General features: G+C 36.0%; 21 protein-coding genes and 1 riboswitch. Of the genes, 8 read left to right on the top strand and 13 right to left on the bottom strand.

The window, feature by feature from the left end; all coding sequences use genetic code 11:
* Positions 1–55: 55 nt before the first annotated feature.
* Entirely contained in the window at positions 56–2,047 is a 1,992-nt protein-coding gene (locus tag QYS49_RS03260) for a GTP-binding protein (RefSeq protein ID WP_308350207.1), read from the bottom strand.
* A 256-nt stretch (positions 2,048–2,303) separates the two neighbouring features.
* On the opposite strand from QYS49_RS03260, the gene QYS49_RS03255 reads away from it, so the two are divergent.
* Positions 2,304–3,854: a hypothetical protein gene (locus QYS49_RS03255; protein ID WP_308350206.1), complete on the top strand. Its 1,551-nt coding sequence runs from the start codon at positions 2,304–2,306 to the stop codon at positions 3,852–3,854.
* Here the strand turns inward: QYS49_RS03255 and QYS49_RS03250 are convergent.
* The 4 genes from QYS49_RS03250 to QYS49_RS03235 form a co-directional block, all read right to left on the bottom strand.
* Positions 3,851–4,585: a toxin-antitoxin system YwqK family antitoxin gene (locus QYS49_RS03250; RefSeq protein ID WP_308350205.1), complete on the bottom strand. Its 735-nt coding sequence runs from the start codon at positions 4,583–4,585 to the stop codon at positions 3,851–3,853. The genes QYS49_RS03255 and QYS49_RS03250 overlap by 4 nt on opposite strands.
* 96 nt (positions 4,586–4,681) lie before the next feature.
* Positions 4,682–4,798, bottom strand: a complete 117-nt coding sequence (locus QYS49_RS03245; protein ID WP_308350204.1) for a GTP-binding protein — start codon at positions 4,796–4,798, stop codon at positions 4,682–4,684.
* A 138-nt stretch (positions 4,799–4,936) separates the two neighbouring features.
* Positions 4,937–5,128: a DUF3185 family protein gene (locus QYS49_RS03240; RefSeq protein WP_308350203.1), complete on the bottom strand. Its 192-nt coding sequence runs from the start codon at positions 5,126–5,128 to the stop codon at positions 4,937–4,939.
* Between the two features lie 318 nt (positions 5,129–5,446).
* A complete protein-coding gene (locus tag QYS49_RS03235) occupies positions 5,447–6,028 on the bottom strand; it encodes a hypothetical protein (protein ID WP_308350202.1) in 582 nt (193 codons plus the stop codon).
* A 317-nt stretch (positions 6,029–6,345) separates the two neighbouring features.
* Positions 6,346–6,440, top strand: a riboswitch (TPP riboswitch).
* Positions 6,441–6,483: 43 nt separating this feature from the next.
* Between QYS49_RS03235 and QYS49_RS03230 the strand changes: the two genes are divergently transcribed.
* From QYS49_RS03230 to QYS49_RS03215, 4 genes are read left to right on the top strand one after another with little or no spacing between them, the layout of a single operon-like run.
* A complete protein-coding gene (locus tag QYS49_RS03230; RefSeq protein ID WP_308350201.1) occupies positions 6,484–7,209 on the top strand; it encodes a class I SAM-dependent methyltransferase in 726 nt (241 codons plus the stop codon).
* The gene (locus QYS49_RS03225; protein ID WP_308350200.1) at positions 7,209–8,273 is read left to right on the top strand and encodes an AIR synthase-related protein; all 1,065 of its coding nucleotides are present in this window, start codon (positions 7,209–7,211) and stop codon (positions 8,271–8,273) included. Before QYS49_RS03230 ends, QYS49_RS03225 begins: the two co-directional genes overlap by 1 nt.
* On the top strand, positions 8,270–8,896 hold the full coding sequence (locus QYS49_RS03220; protein ID WP_308350199.1) for a thiamine phosphate synthase: 627 nt from the start codon (positions 8,270–8,272) through the stop codon (positions 8,894–8,896). Before QYS49_RS03225 ends, QYS49_RS03220 begins: the two co-directional genes overlap by 4 nt.
* Before the next feature lie 29 nt (positions 8,897–8,925).
* Positions 8,926–9,225: a Trm112 family protein gene (locus tag QYS49_RS03215; RefSeq protein ID WP_308350198.1), complete on the top strand. Its 300-nt coding sequence runs from the start codon at positions 8,926–8,928 to the stop codon at positions 9,223–9,225.
* Positions 9,226–9,377: 152 nt separating this feature from the next.
* Here the strand turns inward: QYS49_RS03215 and QYS49_RS03210 are convergent, their stop codons facing one another.
* Positions 9,378–11,303 carry a tetratricopeptide repeat protein gene (locus tag QYS49_RS03210; protein WP_308350197.1) on the bottom strand — a complete coding sequence of 642 codons (1,926 nt, stop codon included), beginning with the start codon at positions 11,301–11,303 and terminating at the stop codon, positions 9,378–9,380.
* 416 nt (positions 11,304–11,719) lie between these two features.
* Here QYS49_RS03210 and QYS49_RS03205 point away from each other — a divergent pair, with 416 nt between their 5' ends.
* Complete coding sequence (locus tag QYS49_RS03205) at positions 11,720–12,058, top strand: Trm112 family protein (RefSeq protein ID WP_308350196.1); 339 nt, start codon at positions 11,720–11,722, stop codon at positions 12,056–12,058.
* Here QYS49_RS03205 and QYS49_RS03200 read toward each other — a convergent pair.
* Positions 12,040–12,966 carry a hypothetical protein gene (locus tag QYS49_RS03200; protein ID WP_308350195.1) on the bottom strand — a complete coding sequence of 309 codons (927 nt, stop codon included), beginning with the start codon at positions 12,964–12,966 and terminating at the stop codon, positions 12,040–12,042. The genes QYS49_RS03205 and QYS49_RS03200 overlap by 19 nt on opposite strands.
* Before the next feature lie 67 nt (positions 12,967–13,033).
* On the bottom strand, positions 13,034–13,678 hold the full coding sequence (locus QYS49_RS03195; RefSeq protein WP_308350194.1) for a DUF2715 domain-containing protein: 645 nt from the start codon (positions 13,676–13,678) through the stop codon (positions 13,034–13,036).
* Positions 13,679–14,014: 336 nt separating this feature from the next.
* On the opposite strand from QYS49_RS03195, the gene QYS49_RS03190 reads away from it, so the two are divergent.
* Positions 14,015–14,290, top strand: a complete 276-nt coding sequence (locus QYS49_RS03190) for a Trm112 family protein (RefSeq protein ID WP_308350193.1) — start codon at positions 14,015–14,017, stop codon at positions 14,288–14,290.
* Positions 14,291–14,386: 96 nt separating this feature from the next.
* Here QYS49_RS03190 and QYS49_RS03185 read toward each other — a convergent pair whose 3' ends face one another.
* From QYS49_RS03185 to QYS49_RS03175, 3 genes are all read right to left on the bottom strand, one after another.
* Entirely contained in the window at positions 14,387–15,073 is a 687-nt protein-coding gene (locus QYS49_RS03185; RefSeq protein WP_308350192.1) for a hypothetical protein, read from the bottom strand.
* 93 nt (positions 15,074–15,166) lie between these two features.
* Entirely contained in the window at positions 15,167–15,778 is a 612-nt protein-coding gene (locus tag QYS49_RS03180; protein WP_308350191.1) for a hypothetical protein, read from the bottom strand.
* Between the two features lie 119 nt (positions 15,779–15,897).
* A complete protein-coding gene (locus tag QYS49_RS03175) occupies positions 15,898–16,476 on the bottom strand; it encodes a hypothetical protein (protein ID WP_308350190.1) in 579 nt (192 codons plus the stop codon).
* A 154-nt stretch (positions 16,477–16,630) separates the two neighbouring features.
* On the opposite strand from QYS49_RS03175, the gene QYS49_RS03170 reads away from it, so the two are divergent.
* Positions 16,631–16,969: a hypothetical protein gene (locus tag QYS49_RS03170; RefSeq protein WP_308350189.1), complete on the top strand. Its 339-nt coding sequence runs from the start codon at positions 16,631–16,633 to the stop codon at positions 16,967–16,969.
* A gap of 4 nt (positions 16,970–16,973) precedes the next feature.
* Here QYS49_RS03170 and QYS49_RS03165 read toward each other — a convergent pair whose 3' ends face one another.
* Together QYS49_RS03165 and QYS49_RS03160 are read right to left on the bottom strand one after the other, a co-directional pair.
* Positions 16,974–18,029 (bottom strand): hypothetical protein, encoded by a 1,056-nt coding sequence (locus QYS49_RS03165; protein WP_308350188.1) that lies wholly within the window; start codon positions 18,027–18,029, stop codon positions 16,974–16,976.
* Between the two features lie 5 nt (positions 18,030–18,034).
* Positions 18,035–18,265, bottom strand: a complete 231-nt coding sequence (locus QYS49_RS03160) for a hypothetical protein (protein WP_308350187.1) — start codon at positions 18,263–18,265, stop codon at positions 18,035–18,037.
* Positions 18,266–18,309: the final 44 nt, after the last annotated feature.

The raw sequence follows: 18,309 nt of genomic DNA, 5'->3' as shown, positions 1-18,309 counted from the left end.
AGCCAATTTATTACCTGGTTCAAGCGTCCGCTTGGACTAACTAGACATTAACCTACTAACCCATCATCCTCTCATCCGCCTTAAAAGCACCACGCATATGCAAGATCCATTGCGATTCATCAAGTGGGGAAACACCTTTGTAGGGACGGGTTTTATCTTCTGTTAGTGTGGTTTTTTCATAGCCATCCAGACTGAGTTTTAGTCGGCCTTTGCCAGAAGTGGTGGCATTGAATTGGATGGCATAATCCATCGCTTCGGCTACCGCAACCCGACCTTTCATGATGAAAAACTCCCCATCAAAAAGAGGACTTTCCAAAGTGGCCCGCATTTGACTTAAATCACTGGAGACTGCCCCAAGATATTCCTGATGCGCTTTGATTTCAAAGGCATACATAGGTTCCAAAAGATCGGTTCCTGCATTTTCCAATCCACGCATGATTCCCATAGGCGTGGCTAATAAAAAGTCGCCCGGGTTGGAGTGTACATTATGTTCTTCACCTTTGATCAATGTGATTTTGATGTCCGTTACTTCATAGCCATGCAAACCTTGTTTCAACGTCCACGGAATGGCGCGCTTTACTTCATTAATGTATTTTTGACTGATATCGCTCGTGCGGACTTTGTTTTCAAAGCTCACACCACTGCCCGATTCTCCTGGCTCTATCAGAAATGTCATAATCGCCCAGCATGGTTTTGGCATCCAATAGCGGACAAAGCCTTCGGCTGATTGAGTAGGCGTTTCTTTATAAATCACTTTTGGCGGAAGGAATTCTGCTTCAATTCCCCATCTTTGGCTTAGGCTGTCTTTCAAGACCTCGGTTTGAATAGGGCCTAGAATTTTGATGTGAAATTCTCTTTCTTCCTTAAACCATTTAAAATCCAAAATGGGATCTTCCAAATTGAGAATCTCTAATGCTTCTCCTAACTTTTGATAATCTTTCTCTTCTACGGCTTTTGCCTCTACCGCCAATACGGCATTACTGATTTTGGAAAAGGAATCCGCGAGTTTTTCATTGCCCAAAATATCTCCCGCCAGGATAATATCAGAAGTGGTAATCAAACCGATTTCTCCCTGATGGAGTTCTGCTACTTGCTCCAATCCACCAGCTTCTGCTTTAAAGATTTGGTTGATTTTAATGTCTTTGCCCATCTCTTGAGACGGAATGCTGTCTTTGGTTTTCAGCAGGCCTCCATAAGATTTGATATAAGCGAGCCTCCCCAATTTTTCGTGGAACTCGACTTTAAAAACCTTGGCAGCTGGCGAAGAAAAGTAATGTTGCGGAGGAGGAATCAGTTTATCCAACTGGTCCAATAACCCATCAATGCCGAGACCTAACTTAGCACTTCCAAATAGCACAGGATAAAGACTGCCATTTTGAATATGTGGCAAGGCTTGCGCCAAAATAGTGGACATTTCGCCTATAGTTCCTTCTAAGTATTTTTCCAAAAAAGCCTCATCACATTCGGCTAAATTTTCTAGGGAATGATCAATAATTGCATGATCTGCATGATCACTACAAGCTTCAAAAGGTACTACATGCACTTGATTGGAATCCGATAAATCAGAAAGATTCAAAGCAAAAAGCCTAGCGTCTAATTCTTTCTGAAAATCAGCAAAAACCTGCTCCGGGAAAACACCATCTCTATCGATTTTATTAAAGAAAATGATGACAGGCAGATTACGCTCCTTCAAACTTTCCCATAAATTTAAGGTATGGGCTTGAACACCTTCTTTAGCTGAAACTACTAAGATCACCGCATCCAAAATGGAAAGCGCCCGATCTACTTCTGCCGCAAAATCAATATGGCCCGGGGTGTCCACCAATTGGAATTGCGTTTGTTTCCAGCTAAAATTAACGGAAGCCGCTTTGATGGAAATCCCCCTGCTTTTCTCCAGTGCCAAGCCATCTGTGATAGCAGAACCTTTATCTACACTGCCTTGTGCTTTAGTGGCACCCGCCTGGTGTAGTAAGCACTCCGTCAAAGAGGTTTTCCCTGCATCTACATGCGCTAAAATTCCTATGGTTAAAACTGTTTTTGCTGGCATTAGGGTACAAACTTAGGAAGTTTGGGAGGATTTTGGGTTGGGGATATAGAATATGTTTTAAAATCAGTCCTAGTGGGGACGATAAATTTTAATAATGTCATTTGGCACAAGTGACACGCTTGCGCCAACAGTGGAAGAATGGTTAAGGAAGATTTAAAACTATATTTTAAATTATTTCTCAGAGGGTTTTAATGGCTCAAGAATTATCAATACATTAGTCTGAAAGTTAGTATTCTTACACATTACTGAATCACCAATGTTAAAATTATTCATCAGCGGAAGCCTTATTTTCTTCACCTTTCTTTCTTTTGCTCAGTCACAAGTCAAATATGAATTAAGTGAACTAAGTTTTCAATCCTCCATGGAGGAAGATTTCTTCAATAATTTGGATACAAACCAATCAAATCTATTTCCTTTTTATTTTACCATTAATGTAGATGATTCTGCTTCTATAAACCAATCAGCCTATCAATTTGAAAGAGAAGTTGAAGATCTAAAAAACCGAAAAATACATAGGAGGTTTTCAAAGGATTTGAAGAAAGTATATGAACAAATCCATGAGAATTTCCTGATTAAATATGAGGAACTGAGTTATTTTAATCAAGTTTTTCAAGACGGAACATACAATTGTGTTAGCGCAGTAATTTTATATTCATTAATGTTTGATGAGTTAGGCATTCCTTATTCCATTAAAGAAACCCCCACACATGTCTATTTAATAGCAGACCCAAACGGTGAACAAATTTTAATTGAAACCACTGATCCAGTAAAGGGTTTTGCAGAATTTTCTAATGGTTTTAAGGAGAATTTTATCAGTACATTATTGGCGCAAAAAATTATAAAAGAGAGCGAAATAAGAGGAAATGATCTTAATACAGTTTTCGAACGCTATTATTTTGGAGGTAAAAGGTTAAATAAATTAGAGTTGGCTTCTTTACAATATTATAATAGGGGAATTCAAGAATTTAGTTTGTCAAATTTTAAAGCCGCTTACACAAATTTTTCGAAAGCTCATTTTATCTACCCAAATGAAAAGACAGAAGAATTATTAAAAATAAGTCTTGTTAGTATTTTAGGTCAGGCGGATTATAGTAATTGGGATGAAATTATACTGCTTCCGAAGCTTGAAAAATTTCTTGGAAAGGAAATCAATATCACTCAGGTAGAAGGAGAAATTGGCAGAATGATTCAGGAAACACTTATTAGCAAAGGAAATTTAAAATTAGCAGATAGTGCGTATAACTACACAATAAACAGATTACAAGATTCTACACTGGTAGATCGAGTTAAATTTAACTATAATTACAATTTAGCAGTTGTGAATTTCAATAGAGGGTATTATAAGAATTCTTATAAAAATGCTCAAATAGCGTATAGCTTGCAGCCAAATCATACTAGCACCGCTCCATTGTTGCTTCAGTCCTTTGCTAAAATTTATGAGAATGAATATGAGATTACAGCTTTAGAAGATTTACAAAATCTGATTGGCAAGTATCCAAAATTGTTGGAAAATAAAATACTTGTAGAACTACAGCAAAACCTATTATTGCAATCAATATTTTTAACCTTACAAGATAAAAACTTGAAGCAAGCAGAAGAATTTAGAAGTAAATTTGAAGAATCTATTAGTAAAAGTGAGATCAACACCTATCAAGCTAATTTATTAGGCAATGCATATTCCATGCTTTGCCTAGAATATTTCCGTAGAGGATATACGTCTAAAGCTCGCCAAATAGTCAAGAAAGGGTTGTCATTCGAGCCGGAAAATTATCAATTGAAGTCAGCGAGAAGCATGTTATATAATTAATTAGAAAAGGCTAGATTTACTTCTTTTTCAACAATTAGAATATTGCCATAACCCGTCATGAACTTGCCAATTATATTGACTTTTTTCATGAAGAAAGTCCCTGGAGCAGGCCTATATATTTCTTCTCCTATCTTTCCGTTTTTAGCCATTCTAGTGGTGTAAGTTTCCAAAACTCCGTTTTTCAATTCCCCTAAATAATAGGTTCCTTTTTGTGGATTTGAGCTAAAATATGCTTGAAGAATATATTGGCCAGTTTTGTCAATATTATCAATTTGCTTTATGACGAGATCCGGATAAGTAGTTACTTTTTCACCGCTCCTATCGTATTCGATCAGGTCTGCTTTTGGTTCCCCATTAACATAGGTCATTTGTGATTGTAGCTTTCCATTTTCCCAATATTTTTTACGCAAGCCGTTCTTCTTGCCATTTTTATAAGGGAATTCCATTTCTAAATTTCCATTCTCATGATATTGTTTTGCATATTGGATTACTCCATGCTTATAGGTAGTGTGAGATTTTAGCTGGCCACTTTCATAAAATTTCTTGGCTTCTCCATCATATCTTCCTGAAGAATCGAGGTGAACATCCGTTCTTAATTTTCCATTTGCGTGATAAGAAATTTTATGATAAGGATCTTCTTCATTTTTTTCTGATGCGGATTTTGGAGCTAATTGATCACATGAAAAAATGACTAAAACAAGAAGTAGTAATAGGTAGATGTTCTTATGCATAGTGCTTATTTTAATTGAATTAACAAAAAAAATAGGGTTCAGTCAAGTACAGTTTACTAGTTTTTTTACTAAATGGTATTTGTTAACGGTATGTTATTACTTCCTTTCGTTTCTGATTAATTGTTGATTGGCATACATGCACTCCGTCAAGGAGGTTTTCCCTGCATCTACATGCGCTAAGATTCCTATGGTTAAAACTATTTTTGCTGACATTGAAGTGCAAACTTAGGAAGATTGGGAGGGTTTTGGGCTGGGCTTGGATAATTTTGTATAGAATAGTAAGCACGCGTTACGAATGCGCGCTAATGGATATAGCCCAAGCGGATGCTTGGGCTAGGTATGTGGTATCATTTACCGTAGCTGTTTAATCCCCAAAATAATACAAAGACCTCCGCCAACCATTCCTATCCATGCCTCTATAGGTGTGTCGCCACTAAATGCTCTACTGATTTGTGAGCCTGCTGAATCATATACATCATACCCCCAAATTGCTAGTGCTACACCCGCAACAATAAGGATTATTCCAATTAGCTTCTTATTCATAGTTCTGTTATTTGTTTACAACATTTTAATATAGTCAATTATCATGACTTATTAATGTAAGCGCTATAATCAGCAAGAGAAAGAAGTGTAACGATATTGAATTCTTAGATTTTAGAACCGAAATGGATTTTTGGTAATATCAAATTAATAGACCGGAGGCTTTTCCTGCGAAACGAAGTAGATGGTACTATTTTACTCTTTCTTTAATTGTGCAATCCCTTTCTCCCAGTGAAAAGCAAAGAGTATTGCTGCTGTGCCGGCTGCAACAAAAAACAAAAAATGCCCTTTTGGACCAATGGTAGATACTATTTGCGGGTCTTATTGAACAGGCATTTTTATAGTTTTAACCAAAGAGCTAATAGGGATTACCTCCACTTGCTTGCCATACATGATGAAAATCACTTCTTTCGTCTTTCCAATCATTTTACCCTTTTTTACTTCTCCATCTGAAAATTGAATAGTAATAGGATCAAGCTTTTTAAGTTGCTTTTTTGAAATTGATCCATACCAATCCGCAGATACGTATAGGTAGGAAATGAGCACTATGAAAAATGTGAAATAGCGAAAGTTAGCAAACCAGCTTTTTTGGTCAAAACCAAAATATACTAACCGCGAATACCACTTGGGGTACTTCCCTTTCCAAGCCACATCTAGCTTGTAAATCAAATAAGTAAACAGCAAAGAAATCATAGTAAAAAGCAAGACTTGAAAATCAGAGAAAGGAGTGATCAGAAAGTCAAATACATCGGCATAATCAAAAATATTAATTCCGAACTCATCATACCTCTGATAATTAAATAGCATCCCAATCCCTACGGCAAAAATATAGGCTACCGTAATGATGGTTTGAAGCTCTTTGATCATTGCTTCATAAGCGTTTTTAATAATTCCTTCGTTCATAAAGTTAAAAGTAGAATTAATTACAAGATTAAGCGGGATTTTATATTTTTAATTTGAGATTCGATGACAATTTCTGATGTCACTTCTCCGCTACTGTAGGCGGCAGCTTTTTCAATTAAGCCTGCTGAAGGACTTTCCAAAACGGTTGCCTTATTGATCTTTCTATAGCATAAGCACAAGCGGACGCTTGCATTATACTATTTCAGTTAGTTTCAAGTTAGCACTAGTTCAAGCGCCCGCTTGGACCATTACGCTGTGCCTAAGGGATATTTTTTGAAAGCATTGCTTAAGTTTTTAATTATCCTTAGCTTCGTCTTATATTTTACATGGGGTGCCAACTGAACGGCTGAGATTATACCCAAATAACCTGATCTAGGTAATGCTAGCGTAGGAATTGTGAAAGCCATTCGAACTTCCTCTTCCCCTGCATGCAAAGGTCATAAATATTAAGTTCGATGACTGAAATTTCAAAAAAGGAAAAATTTGATGTCGCCACCGGTGAATTGCGCAATTGGCAAGGTAGGCAGGAGTGGTTTTTTAACAGAGACGATACCGACCACTACGAGGCCTATTACGAAGGACCTTATAAGCGCCAGGAAGTTTGGCAAAAAAGAACGCTGGAAGAACTCATAAAGAAAGATAGCCGCGTTGAAAGCTTATTGGAATATGGCTGTGGCACTACACGCTTTACAAGATGGTGGCATGAAATAGGGATTCAGGCTACAGGCGGTGATATTTCTCCTTTTATGCTGGCCCAGGGTGTTCACCTCTTCAATGGCGACCTTGTTCTAGCCGATTCTCATCATATGCCTTTTAAAAATCATACGTTTGACGCACTGGCCTTTATCACCACTTTCGAATACTACAAAAGACCAATAGAAGTAATCCGTGAAGCCGCAAGAGTAGGTAAATATGGGATTATCTTTGGGATGATGAACCGAAACACACCCAAATTGGTGCGAAGAAGGGTACAGCAGTTATTTGGACAAAACAATTATTACGTAACGGCTAATTTCTATACGCCTGCTTCATTAAAAGAACTTATTGCTGAGGCGCTTCCTGACAGGGATTATAGCATTCAGTGGAATGCAACTGGCTTACCCAAATGGTTTCCACGTCAGCAGTGGAAGTTACCTTATGGTGATTTCTTTGGTTTATATGTACAATTTAATGATGTGTGATGGCGGCTTTTGATGATCAATTTGGAAAAGTAGATGCTCAGGTGTTTAAAGAGGATTTACTGCATAAATGTGGGGCCAAAAGAGAAGAAGTAATTTGCGGCCCGAGATTTGGCGTTGATACGGCCATAATTGACTTAGGTAATGGAAATGCGTTGGCCACTTCTAGTGATCCGCTATCTCTGATTCCGTCTCTGGGTATGGAAATTTCAGCTCACTTATCCGTGCACCTATTGGCTAATGATATGTCTACTACCGGATTTGCTCCCCAGTATGCTCAGTTTGTACTCAATCTTCCGGTCAGTTTGTCTCGGGAAGATTTTAATTTGTATTGGGGCCACATAGATACGCTTTGCAAAAAAATAGGCATTAGTATTACGGGCGGACATACAGGCCAGATTCCCGGTCAGGAATCTACCATTTCCGGAGGAGGCACCATGTTTTTACAGGCTCCGAAAGACAAAATAGTAAGCAGTAATAATGCAAGAGTAGGCGATAGCATTATCATGACAAAACATGCGGCTTTATCATCCTCTTCCCTTTTAGCCAATGCTTTTCCTAAAACGGTAAGTGAAAAGTGCGGTAAGCAAACCCAAGAAATTGCGGCTAATAACTTTTGGGATCTTTCTGTATTGAAAGAAGCATTAGCGGCCTCCAGCATTCTGGAGCCAAACAAAGAATTGCATGCGATGCATGATGTAACAGAAGGCGGAATTTTAGGAGCATTGGATGAAATGGCGGATGCCTCGGGCTGCGGTTTCACAGTAGAATTAGATAAGATTAAACTGAATGAGGAGGTAAAGCAGATTACTGATTTGTTTGAGATCGACCCCTTTATCTCTATCGGTGCCGGTTCTATGCTGATGGCGGTAAAGCCGGGAAATGAAGACCGCTTGATCCAAGGGCTTTCAGAAGAAGGAGTTGAGGCTTATAAAATTGGAGAGTTTACGGAAGGCTCTTCCAAGCAGCTAGTGCAAACCAATGGAGAGCAGAAGCCTTTTACTTTTGATGGGGTGGATCCTTATTGGGCTGCATTTTTTAAAGCATTTCAAGCAGGATGGAAATGAAAAAACTAGCAGGACTTTATTTGGTGATTGACCCAAGTCAAGAGCACGAAAGCTTGTTGAACAAACTAAAGGCAGCTTTGAAAGGGGGCGTTGATATTGTACAGATTTGGGATCATTGGCCTGAGAATCAGAGCAAGGAAGCCAAATTAAAATTTATTAAGCGGGCTAAAGAATTGGTAATGGATTTTCAAGTGCCAATGCTTATGAATCAAGACTGGCGCTTGGCCTTAGAGACAGGATTAGATGGGGTACATTTTGACCGATTGCCTGCCGATTTTCCAACTATTCAGGCCAAACTGAAAGACCAATATATTGGCCTTACGGTTACGAATGATATGGAAGCCGTACTCATGGCTGAGCAAAATGGCTTGTCTTATATCAGTTTTTGCTCCGTTTTTCCATCTCCTTCGGTTGAAAGCTGTGATATTGTACAGCCCGAAAGCATCAAGAAAGCAACCAAAATCAGCAATATGCCCATTTTTCTTTCGGGAGGAATCAATCAAAAGAATTTAGAGCAATTGAAGGAGCTCCCCTTCCATGGTATTGCGGTTATTTCAGGCATCTTAAATGAAGCCGATCCTGAAGCAGCTGCCAAAAAATATAAAGAAAAGCTACAGTATTAAGAATATAGGGATTGAGATAATAAAAAATTATGCAAAGCAGACTATTAAAGAAAATGTGCTGCCCTTTTGATAAGGGTGATTTGAATATAAGTATTTTTAAACAGGAGGAAGAGGAAATTATTGAAGGGCTTTTGACTTGCTCAGCTTGTCAGCGTTATTTCCCTATTATTTATGGTATTCCAATCATGACCCCTGATGAATACAGACAAAAATCATTGGAAGCTCCGGTCATGAAGAAGTGGGGATTGGAATTGCCTGCTGGTGATCAAAGCTTTCGATTAGATGGACCTACGCATGCAAGAGCTTTGGAGATGGGTGGTGATGAATAAGAGGAGGGTAGGTTAAATGCTTTATGGAACCAGAAAAGTTGCCTAAAATGATTGACCACTATGCATAACATGGCGGGAACGAGGGTATTTCCTAAGATTCTACATGACCTCTTGCAGTCTGCTTCAAGCGTCCTCTTAAACCAATTGCTGTATTATTGAAGCTCCAATTCTTGACGACTCAACTCCAGCTGCTTTGCATTGATATACTGCTGCTTTTCCCCCATAATTTTTTGGAAGCGATCATTATCTTTTAAGTCTTCATAATATGGACTTTTCAGATACTCAATGGGAGGGGAAGGATCATTTTCAGGATTTAAACTGTCTAGCAGGTGTAAGGCTTTTTCTTTTTCTCCTTTGATAGCATAAGCTTCCATAAGTAGACCCGGAAGTGCTGAGTTTTTACCCCCCTCTTTCATCTTCTTTTCCAGGATAGTAATAGTAGTGTCTAGCCAGTAATTAGCGGAATCAATTTTGCCTTCTTCCATTAGTAAATAACTCAAGACATGAGTTTGATCAATATACTCCGATGGATTGAATGCAGGGCTTTGAATCAACTCATTCACATACTTTTTCGCAAGTGTTTGGTCCACATTTAAGGCCAAAACTGCACATGTCGCAGTTACTCTTATGTTTTGTGGGTCTGCAGCTTTAAACTTTCTAATTTGTGTTTTGGCCTGATCAGGCGTGCTGTAGAACAGATGCCAGAGCGCATAATAAAACTTTACGTCAAGGTTATCTTGCTTTAAAGAAATGGCTTTCTGGAGGTAAGCCGCTGATTTAGAAGGCATATCCAACAATAAGTATGTAAGCCCCATGCCAGCAAAAATTTTATAATTTAAAGGATTTGACTTGATGATTTTTTGATAGAGCCTAATCGCTTCCACTTGCCGGTTTTGTCGAATACTAATATCTGCTAAATTCGCCAATGCCAATAGATAATTAGGATTAAAAGTCAGTGCTTTTTGGTATTTCTCCTTAGCTTCAGCATAGTTTCCTTCACAACGGAAGGCTGTTCCCAAAGCCGTCCAAGTTTCTGCTCTTTTAGGTCCTAAAACCGTTGCTTTTTCCGCATATTTTTTGGCAGAATCTGCGAAGAAATTTGTGTAGAACCCCCTAAGATATCCTATTCCATAAGTCTCTGCTAGGCCCGCATAGGCCAAACTAAATTCAGGATCTAATGCAATTGCTTTTTTGAAGAGGTCGGCTGCTTCTTTAAAATTTTCATTTTCATAGGTGTTATATTTTTCCCTTGCTTTCAGATAGATATTGTAGGCCGCAAGATTATCGGTGGGTTTATCCTTTATTTTGGCTTTTTCTGCAGGGCTTAAAGTGGCTTTAAGATTACGTGCTACCTCTTCGGCTACCTGGGTCTGTATGGCAAAAACGTCATCCATTCTTTTGTCATAATTTTCTGCCCATGCCTGCTCTTCAGGGTCAAGCTGCACTAATTGACATGTGATGCGAAGCTGCTCGCCAGCTTTTCGAATACTTCCGGTGAGCAGATAGTTTACGTTCAGTTCTTCTCCTATTTCCTCTACTGTTTTTCCTTCTGTATCATAATCTCGAATAGTGAAATTACTCAAAACCCGTAAGTCCCCAATCTGCGAAATCTGTGTGAGAATATCCTCTGTAATTCCTTTGGCAAAGTAGGCATCTTCTGCGGTGCTCATGTTTTCAAAAGGTAATACTGCAATCGCTTTCTTCTCATCGGTAGTCTCAAGCGTGTCAGTAAAATTGAAGACCCTATCTGCCAATAACAAGATAATCGCAAGCGCCATCCCCCCGAAAATAAAAAAGTTAAGACGCTTTCCAGTTTGCTGATGAACAGAAGCCTCATTTTGTACCGTACTGGTTCGTTGAAAACCGGCAGGCGTCCACTCATAGATATAGGCGAAAATAACCCATATAGGGAAGCCTCCAATCAAGGCATACAAAACATAGCGGATCGCACTATCTGGAATTTTAAAGGCAGGAAATAAGATATCAGCTACTTGTAAAATTGCCCAGCCGATCACTACATAGGAAATGGCCGATTTGATAACATTTCGCCTTTGAAGCTCTTGAAAGAAGTTTGACATCTATAGTGGTTATGTAGCTAAAATCCTGTCTGCAGTAGGTAGAAACCGACTGCTAAACCTTAAAAGTAATATTATTTAAACTGTTTACCAACAGTATATTAAAGTAAACTGTGCACCAAAATATTCTGAAAAGAGAATTATTATATGTAATGAACAGTTTTGGTATATTTATATAGTAAAAGAGCAGGGTTGATTACTGAAAGTAATATAGTGGTTTTAGCGATATAATACCACCCTTATCGCACGTATTGCGTACTAAAAACGCGAGCGAATCAGCAAGCTAATCCAACAATTCTACAGCCAACAATTCTTTCCTAATACCAGCATATTCTTTTGCTGAAATATATTTGTACTCCACAGGATTATCGTGTACATAATCTAATTTCTGCTGGAATATTTCATTACTATCTTAATTTGTGGGAAAGATTTCCATCAATCTTGCCACCTTGCAGAGCCTGTCGGGAACGAGGCAAAGCAGACTATTAAAGAAAATGTGCTGCCCTTTTGACAAGGGTGATTTGAATATCAGTATTTTTAAACAGGAGGAAGAGGAAATTATTGAAGGACTTTTGACTTGCTCTGCTTGTCAGCGTTATTTCCCTATTATTTACGGTATTCCAATTATGACCCCTGATGAATACAGACAAAAATCATTGGAAGCGCCTGTCATGAAGAAGTGGGGATTGGAATTGCCAGCAGGAGATGAATTGGGTCAGCAACTTCTTACCTTTTTCAATCACTTCCAGTCGACATAAATGGGATTATTTTCATTGGAAAAACTATCGAATACATAATCCTCATCAGAATTCGTAAGACTTCTCGCATATAAGTAAAGTTCGCTGGCTTGACTAGAATTATTATAACCGCCAACTATAAATTGTTTAGCACTATTGTAGGTAGGGGTGATATGATCAAATTCAGAAGTAAAAGAGTGGAAATTATTTAAATCTTCGAAGAAATATACTTCTTCGAGTACATTAATTGAGTTACTTGCTCCCAAAACCAAATCTTGAGCGTTGGAAGAGAAATTTACATAAGTAAAATCTTTCACTGAGTTATTTGAATAAATTATTTCGTTATCACTTCCATCATTTGGCTTTTGTATTAATCTATAGGTGTCTGAATTAATGGCACCCATGTATTTTACAGTATAAGCCAAATCTCCTCCAGAAGAAATCGATAAAGAAGTAAACTCTGCAAAAGCATAGTTGGGAATTGAAGGCGAAGTTAATGTAGGAATATCCATATCGGGCCCATAAAAAGATAAAGAATTTCCGTTTAGAATATATAATGTAGAGTCGTCTTCACTCCAGTCGAATGATTTTACATCCGTATAACTTGAAAGTATTGTCAATACCGTTCCAGTGCTGTCGATGATCTCAATCAGGTTATCTTTATTCAAAAAAGCAAACTTTTTTCCACTATGGCTTACAGATATTTTAGTCTTAGTATTTTCAGGAGTTCCAGTAATCTTCTGGGGAATAGACTCAATATCAGCAAGATAATAAACGTCATTTTCGTAGATAAATGCAATATTTGTAATGTCCGGCTTTAATGATTCCTCTAATTGTTCAATATATTCCTTAGAAACAAAAGGGTTTTCTGCCTCACAAGAGGATAATAAAAGACAAACAAAAAAGAACTTTATAGTATTTAGTTTCATTATAAACAGATTAATCAGATAGTTAGACAGCTAATAATTTTATAGGGAATATTGCAAGAGTAAAAGTTTAAAAGAAATAAGTAATCCCTAATCCGTTAGACCAAACTCTATGTGCAATTCCTAATGATGAATTAAAGTTTACACTGGAAGGATCAGAATTACCGATTTCAAAAAAGATATGATACATTGAATGGGCATCAATTGACCAATTTTCATTTAATGCATAATGGAACTCGATAGTTGGGGTTATCCCGCCTCTTCCACTAATAAATGATTCAGTAGAATTTACAAAGTCATCTGAAATAGAGGTCTCATACATGACAAAATAATATCCGGAATGTACTCCAGGCTTAATTTGAAAGTTTCTATTTACTTGTAGATTCCATAAAAAAATAAGATTCAGGGATAAGATTTTATAATCAGAATACTTGGCTGTCCCATAGGTGGTATTACTCGTTAAATAGTAAAATTCCTCTTCTTTAGGACTAAAATTAAAGTAGCCTAATTCACCACCTAAAGTAAGTGAGCCATTCTCTTTAATTAGTCCAAGTTTATGACCTACTGTAGGATTATAGACAAATTTTCCTTCTCCTTGAAAAAGAGCATAGTCTGATGAATATCTTAACCCTAGTTTTTTATCTCTACTTTGAGAATAGCTGATGGTTATCGTAAAAATCAGCAATAGAACAGAAATCGTTATTTTTTTAGTCATTAGATTATAATAACAACTCGTCTTACGCAATAGTCTATTGAAGTAGACAAGTTTTTGATTTTTTACATTAGCCTGCTAAACTACATACTTTCACAAAGGAAAGAAAGCTAAATTCAGTATTTTAGTTTGCGTATACCGTAAAAGTATAGTAGTTTAATGTATATACTATATGGTTATGATGTTTTAAGAGAGTTTAATGTTGAGTGAATCTTTGATTTCAATTCCTTCTTCCCGTCATGCTCCGCATTGTGGCATTAAAAACTTAAATACCCCATCAAATGAACATCTAACAAGACCCTTTCCAACACCAAAATCAATTGAAGAAGAATAAAGAAAATGTGCTGCCCTTTTGATAAGGGCGATTTGAATATCAGTATTTTTAAACAGGAGGATGAGGAAATTATTGAGGGACTTTTGACTTGCTCAGCTTGTCAGCGTTATTTCCCGATTATTTACGGTATCCCGATCATGACCCCTGATGAATACAGACAAAAATCATTGGAGGCTCCGGTCATGAAGAAGTGGGGATTGGATTTGCCAGCAGGGGATCAAAGTTTTCGATTAGATGGACCTACGCATGCAAGAGCTTTGGAGATGGGCGGTGATGAATGAAAGGTGGGAGGTTAAATGGGCTTTTATGGAACCTGAAAAGTTGCCTAAAATGATTGACCACCATGCAGGCATGGCGGGAACGGGGGAGTACGGGTGCTAAATAGCATTTAACTTTTCTAAAAGTACTATATATTTTTTGGCTTCTTGAATTTTAGGTTGATTGTCATAAACAGTTAGAGCTCTAAGTAAAAGCTCTCTTACTTGAATATCTAGAGCATTATAGCAAAGTAAAGAATTTAATTTTCCAGCTATATTTATTTCTATATCTTCAGATTCTAAATTGTCCATGTAATCTTTTACCTCATTGTAGTACTTTTGTTTATTGTAATTCTTCGAATTCCACTTATTCCGACTAGGAAGAAAGAAATTTACATGCATGAATATTTCAGTTTTTCCATCTGTGGTTTCAATAAATGTATCTAACTCTCTTTTTAGGAATATGGAAAATTCGGGTTCAAAAAATTTATAGCTAAAATAAATATTCTCATTAATTACCTTCTCAATCTCACCGTTATTAATGAAAAGATGTAATAATGCTTGCCCATCTAGCCCTGATTCTAAAATGGCTTCTGGGTAAGTAAAATTAGTTTCAAGTTGATGGTTAATGTGAGTTATTCGAGATTCTTTATTATTTGTTTTAAAATCGCCATTGACTTTGTAGAAAATGTCTTGCACTTGGATTTGTGCAAATATGGTATTGTTTCCAAAAAACACAATTAGAATAAACGTAAAAGAAATACATTTAAAAACAGAATTCAACTTTGTTTTGAAACCAATATTCATAAGTACTTTTTTGTCAAAATAATTTTATCGTTACTATATAGCAATTTAAGTATTTGTTTAACATCAATTCCAATTGGGTCTTTGATATTTAATTTAGTTTTGATCAAATTTATTTTCCAATTCCAGTTTATATTCTTGAATCTCCTCAAATTTATTAATACCTAATATCTCGGTTAACCTTAAAAAAGAGATTTTATCTTTGAAATGGAGATATTCTAGCAATGGTTTTAGATATTTTTCTTGCCCATTATACATTCTTCGAAATTGAATTGAATGTTTTTTCTTATTAAAACATAAGGTCATCCAATTACTAGTTCCGTTTTCACTATACGGGTCAAAAATCGGTTGTGCACTTTTAAATTGAGAATAATAATTGCCAAAAATGAACTCTAACTTGTTTATCTGATCGAGATCAATTTTCTGATCATTTATAAATATCTCTGTGCTGCCAAACTTTAGCTGTCCCATCAACTTTCCTTTTAGAGGTTGTATTTTACCCCTCACCACTACTGCCCTAACAAAATAATAAAGCATTACCGTAAACAGAATTCCAGAGATAGCTTGATTAATTGTTTGTGATATTGTAAAAAAATGGTTTAAGATGAGAATTAGTATTGCAAGAATCATAGCAACTATTCCTAGAATATCACTAATCGAATATTGCTTTCTTTTATCGGGAATAAAGATGTCAAATTTTAATTCCATTTATCTAAAAGTTACCTTATTGGGTTGGCGATAATGAATGAAAGGTAGAAGACCACCATGCAGAGGCATGGCGGGAACGGGGATTTATTCTTGAATAGAATTAATTTTATTACTAATATTTAATGAAAGGTAAGAGCTATTTTATGAGTTGCAGAGTTTTCATAATCTATAGATCCATCACCACCTATACCGAAAATTTCAAATTCAATTCCCGCGGAAGTTATTTTTTTGAAGGTAAAGGAAAGTTCTACAGTAAATTCTTTTTTTGGTAATCCCTCTACTGTAGCGGAAACTTTATTCCATTGATCAGCTGCTTCAAAAATTGCCTCAGCAAGCTTTTTCTCAAATAATTTTATTGGATCGTACATTTTATCGATGCTTTTCTCTTTCGCCTCTGAAGGTTTTTCATAGGTATATGTAAGAGTATGAGCTTTCTCCAACTGCCACTTTTTTTCAGCTTTGACAAAAAATGAGAAGCCACCACCTCCGCTACCATTATAACTCGTTTTTAGTGTTATGACCGCCTTTTTGATGTTAAGAGGATTGTCTTTAAGACTTGAATTTGCTTCATTAATGCTATTATTGATAACAGTAACCATTAAATCAAGAGGTAAATTGTTTTGTTCTTTATCTTCTTGTCCTAAAACTTGATGGAACGAAATTAGGGTAACTAATGCTAGTGCGAAAAGCTTTTTCATAGTGCTATTATTTTGGTTGAATAATTAATTATACTAGTAAGATATTATTTTTATTTTAAAAAATAGCATTAAGGGATAAAAAAACAAGGTAGAACCTATTTTTACCGCACCTGTAGTCTTCGGAAATTCCTCCCTTATAGTCAACTTCTATTTTATGAGGGCCTATGATTTCAGCCGTGAATGGCAATGTATCCTATTCAGTATTTTCATCAGCTGGCTATTGGCTTACATCAATTACAAGCTAAGTGAACTCTTCATCACCAAATGGTCAGCCCACCTCAATCAAGTTGACTTGCAAGTGAAGTATAATGAGTGCAAGCTGATAAAAGCTGATTTAGAAGTGAATTTAAATGAGCTTAAGATGAATTTTGATGAATTGAAATCAGTAAATAAATCCGATAAAGAAAAATATTCTCAGGTATTGAAAGAGTTTAATGAATTGAAGGAGGAAGCTGAGGTAATGAGAAGTAAGCTGAGTAGGAAGAAGAAATAAGAAATTAAGATAGCCAATAAATTAATACGGATGTGAAAAGAATGGCAATTACTTTTATCACATAGTATACCCATCCATTCCATTCATATCCGTCATCCGTCTCTCTAAATGGATTTAAAAGGGTTAGGACTTCTACAACTAATAAATAAGACAGAATCATTGCATACCATGGTAAATCAAAATACCATTCATACAAAAGCCAATCTATTTTTTCAATTTCAAAAATAAATAAAGGAATTAACAGGATTAAAGTTGTTCCAATAATATTTGGTATAATACCAGGAAGTTTGGTTTCTAGTAAACCAACTCTTTTTTCACTTACATACGTCAAATTGATATTTGACATGTTCTCGCAATCAACAATTAATAAATGTCCAGGAATATCTTTTGATAACATACGCCCAAATTTAGTTTTGTATCTTCTTGCACTTTGAAGCATGATTTTGTTTAAAGAACTACAATCATTCTCCTTTAACTCATAGTCTACAACAATTCCAGAGTACAATGTTGAATCACTTCCAGTGCCAATTAAAATATCGGCACGAGTAAATAGATGTTTATTTGATCCAGGCTGTATACCTTTTAATTTTTTAAAACTGGTGTGATGTCCATTAAATAAATAGAACCAATAGTTTCTAAATCTTAATAATTTAAATTTGGTATCTATTCTACTTTTCCTGACAGCTCTTCCTAATACTAATCCTGAAGCAATACTGATTGAATAGAGCAGGCCAGTAAATGGAGCTATTTTACTAGCAAATATTTCATTTAATGTGATGGGATATATAGTGTCGTCATCAGGTTTTGTTTCATTAGACTTAATCTCTTTAAAATAGTCTATAATAAAATCTAGATTAATTGTGTCAAATGAATTGTATAATAGTGAGGTTATTATTAATAATATAACTCCTGGAATAGATGAAATAGCAATTAAAGTGATCAAATTATAATTCGACCTAAACTCTTTTGAAAATTCACCATAAAAATAAAGTCTACGAAAAATTACTCCAGGAAAAATAATTAGGAATAGGATTGTTATAAAACCTAAAGATAAATTCATTATAGTTAAATCACTATTTCAGAGTAGTGTTCAGAACTCTGCTTGCTATCTATAAGTTTATTAATTTCTTCCATTTCTTTGGGGCTTGAAAGAATTTTCTCTCCTTTTTTGGAAACAATTTTACTGCTATCATCATGAAATAACGATAAAATTGAAGATATTCCTATAAAACCTAATACTATGATCAGTATGTCAAGGAATGTAACTGAGTCATTATTTTCAGATTTTTTATTCATAGAGGAGCAACTTTATATTTGCAATATTACTAATTTATAAACGC

The organism is Marivirga salinae (genome assembly GCF_030503855.1).
Lineage (GTDB): Bacteria > Bacteroidota > Bacteroidia > Cytophagales > Cyclobacteriaceae > Marivirga > Marivirga salinarum.
Note: the sequence above shows the minus strand (reverse complement) of the source record. Positions and strands in the feature narration are given on the sequence as shown.

Excerpts from the sequence above, each read along its gene's own strand:
- QYS49_RS03225 (WP_308350200.1), top strand. The coding sequence starts at position 7,209 with ATGGCGGCTTTTGATGATCAATTTGGAAAAGTAGATGCTCAGGTGTTT.
- QYS49_RS03195 (WP_308350194.1), bottom strand. The coding sequence starts at position 13,678 with ATGACTAAAAAAATAACGATTTCTGTTCTATTGCTGATTTTTACGATA.
- QYS49_RS03185 (WP_308350192.1), bottom strand. The coding sequence starts at position 15,073 with ATGAATATTGGTTTCAAAACAAAGTTGAATTCTGTTTTTAAATGTATT.
- QYS49_RS03255 (WP_308350206.1), top strand. The coding sequence starts at position 2,304 with ATGTTAAAATTATTCATCAGCGGAAGCCTTATTTTCTTCACCTTTCTT.
- QYS49_RS03260 (WP_308350207.1), bottom strand. The coding sequence starts at position 2,047 with ATGCCAGCAAAAACAGTTTTAACCATAGGAATTTTAGCGCATGTAGAT.
- QYS49_RS03190 (WP_308350193.1), top strand. The coding sequence starts at position 14,015 with ATGTGCTGCCCTTTTGATAAGGGCGATTTGAATATCAGTATTTTTAAA.
- QYS49_RS03165 (WP_308350188.1), bottom strand. The coding sequence starts at position 18,029 with ATGAATTTATCTTTAGGTTTTATAACAATCCTATTCCTAATTATTTTT.
- QYS49_RS03245 (WP_308350204.1), bottom strand. The coding sequence starts at position 4,798 with ATGTCAGCAAAAATAGTTTTAACCATAGGAATCTTAGCGCATGTAGAT.
- QYS49_RS03180 (WP_308350191.1), bottom strand. The coding sequence starts at position 15,778 with ATGGAATTAAAATTTGACATCTTTATTCCCGATAAAAGAAAGCAATAT.
- QYS49_RS03175 (WP_308350190.1), bottom strand. The coding sequence starts at position 16,476 with ATGAAAAAGCTTTTCGCACTAGCATTAGTTACCCTAATTTCGTTCCAT.
- QYS49_RS03210 (WP_308350197.1), bottom strand. The coding sequence starts at position 11,303 with ATGTCAAACTTCTTTCAAGAGCTTCAAAGGCGAAATGTTATCAAATCG.
- QYS49_RS03230 (WP_308350201.1), top strand. The coding sequence starts at position 6,484 with ATGACTGAAATTTCAAAAAAGGAAAAATTTGATGTCGCCACCGGTGAA.
- QYS49_RS03240 (WP_308350203.1), bottom strand. The coding sequence starts at position 5,128 with ATGAATAAGAAGCTAATTGGAATAATCCTTATTGTTGCGGGTGTAGCA.
- QYS49_RS03250 (WP_308350205.1), bottom strand. The coding sequence starts at position 4,585 with ATGCATAAGAACATCTACCTATTACTACTTCTTGTTTTAGTCATTTTT.
- QYS49_RS03235 (WP_308350202.1), bottom strand. The coding sequence starts at position 6,028 with ATGAACGAAGGAATTATTAAAAACGCTTATGAAGCAATGATCAAAGAG.
- QYS49_RS03170 (WP_308350189.1), top strand. The coding sequence starts at position 16,631 with ATGAGGGCCTATGATTTCAGCCGTGAATGGCAATGTATCCTATTCAGT.
- QYS49_RS03220 (WP_308350199.1), top strand. The coding sequence starts at position 8,270 with ATGAAAAAACTAGCAGGACTTTATTTGGTGATTGACCCAAGTCAAGAG.
- QYS49_RS03160 (WP_308350187.1), bottom strand. The coding sequence starts at position 18,265 with ATGAATAAAAAATCTGAAAATAATGACTCAGTTACATTCCTTGACATA.
- QYS49_RS03200 (WP_308350195.1), bottom strand. The coding sequence starts at position 12,966 with ATGAAACTAAATACTATAAAGTTCTTTTTTGTTTGTCTTTTATTATCC.
- QYS49_RS03215 (WP_308350198.1), top strand. The coding sequence starts at position 8,926 with ATGCAAAGCAGACTATTAAAGAAAATGTGCTGCCCTTTTGATAAGGGT.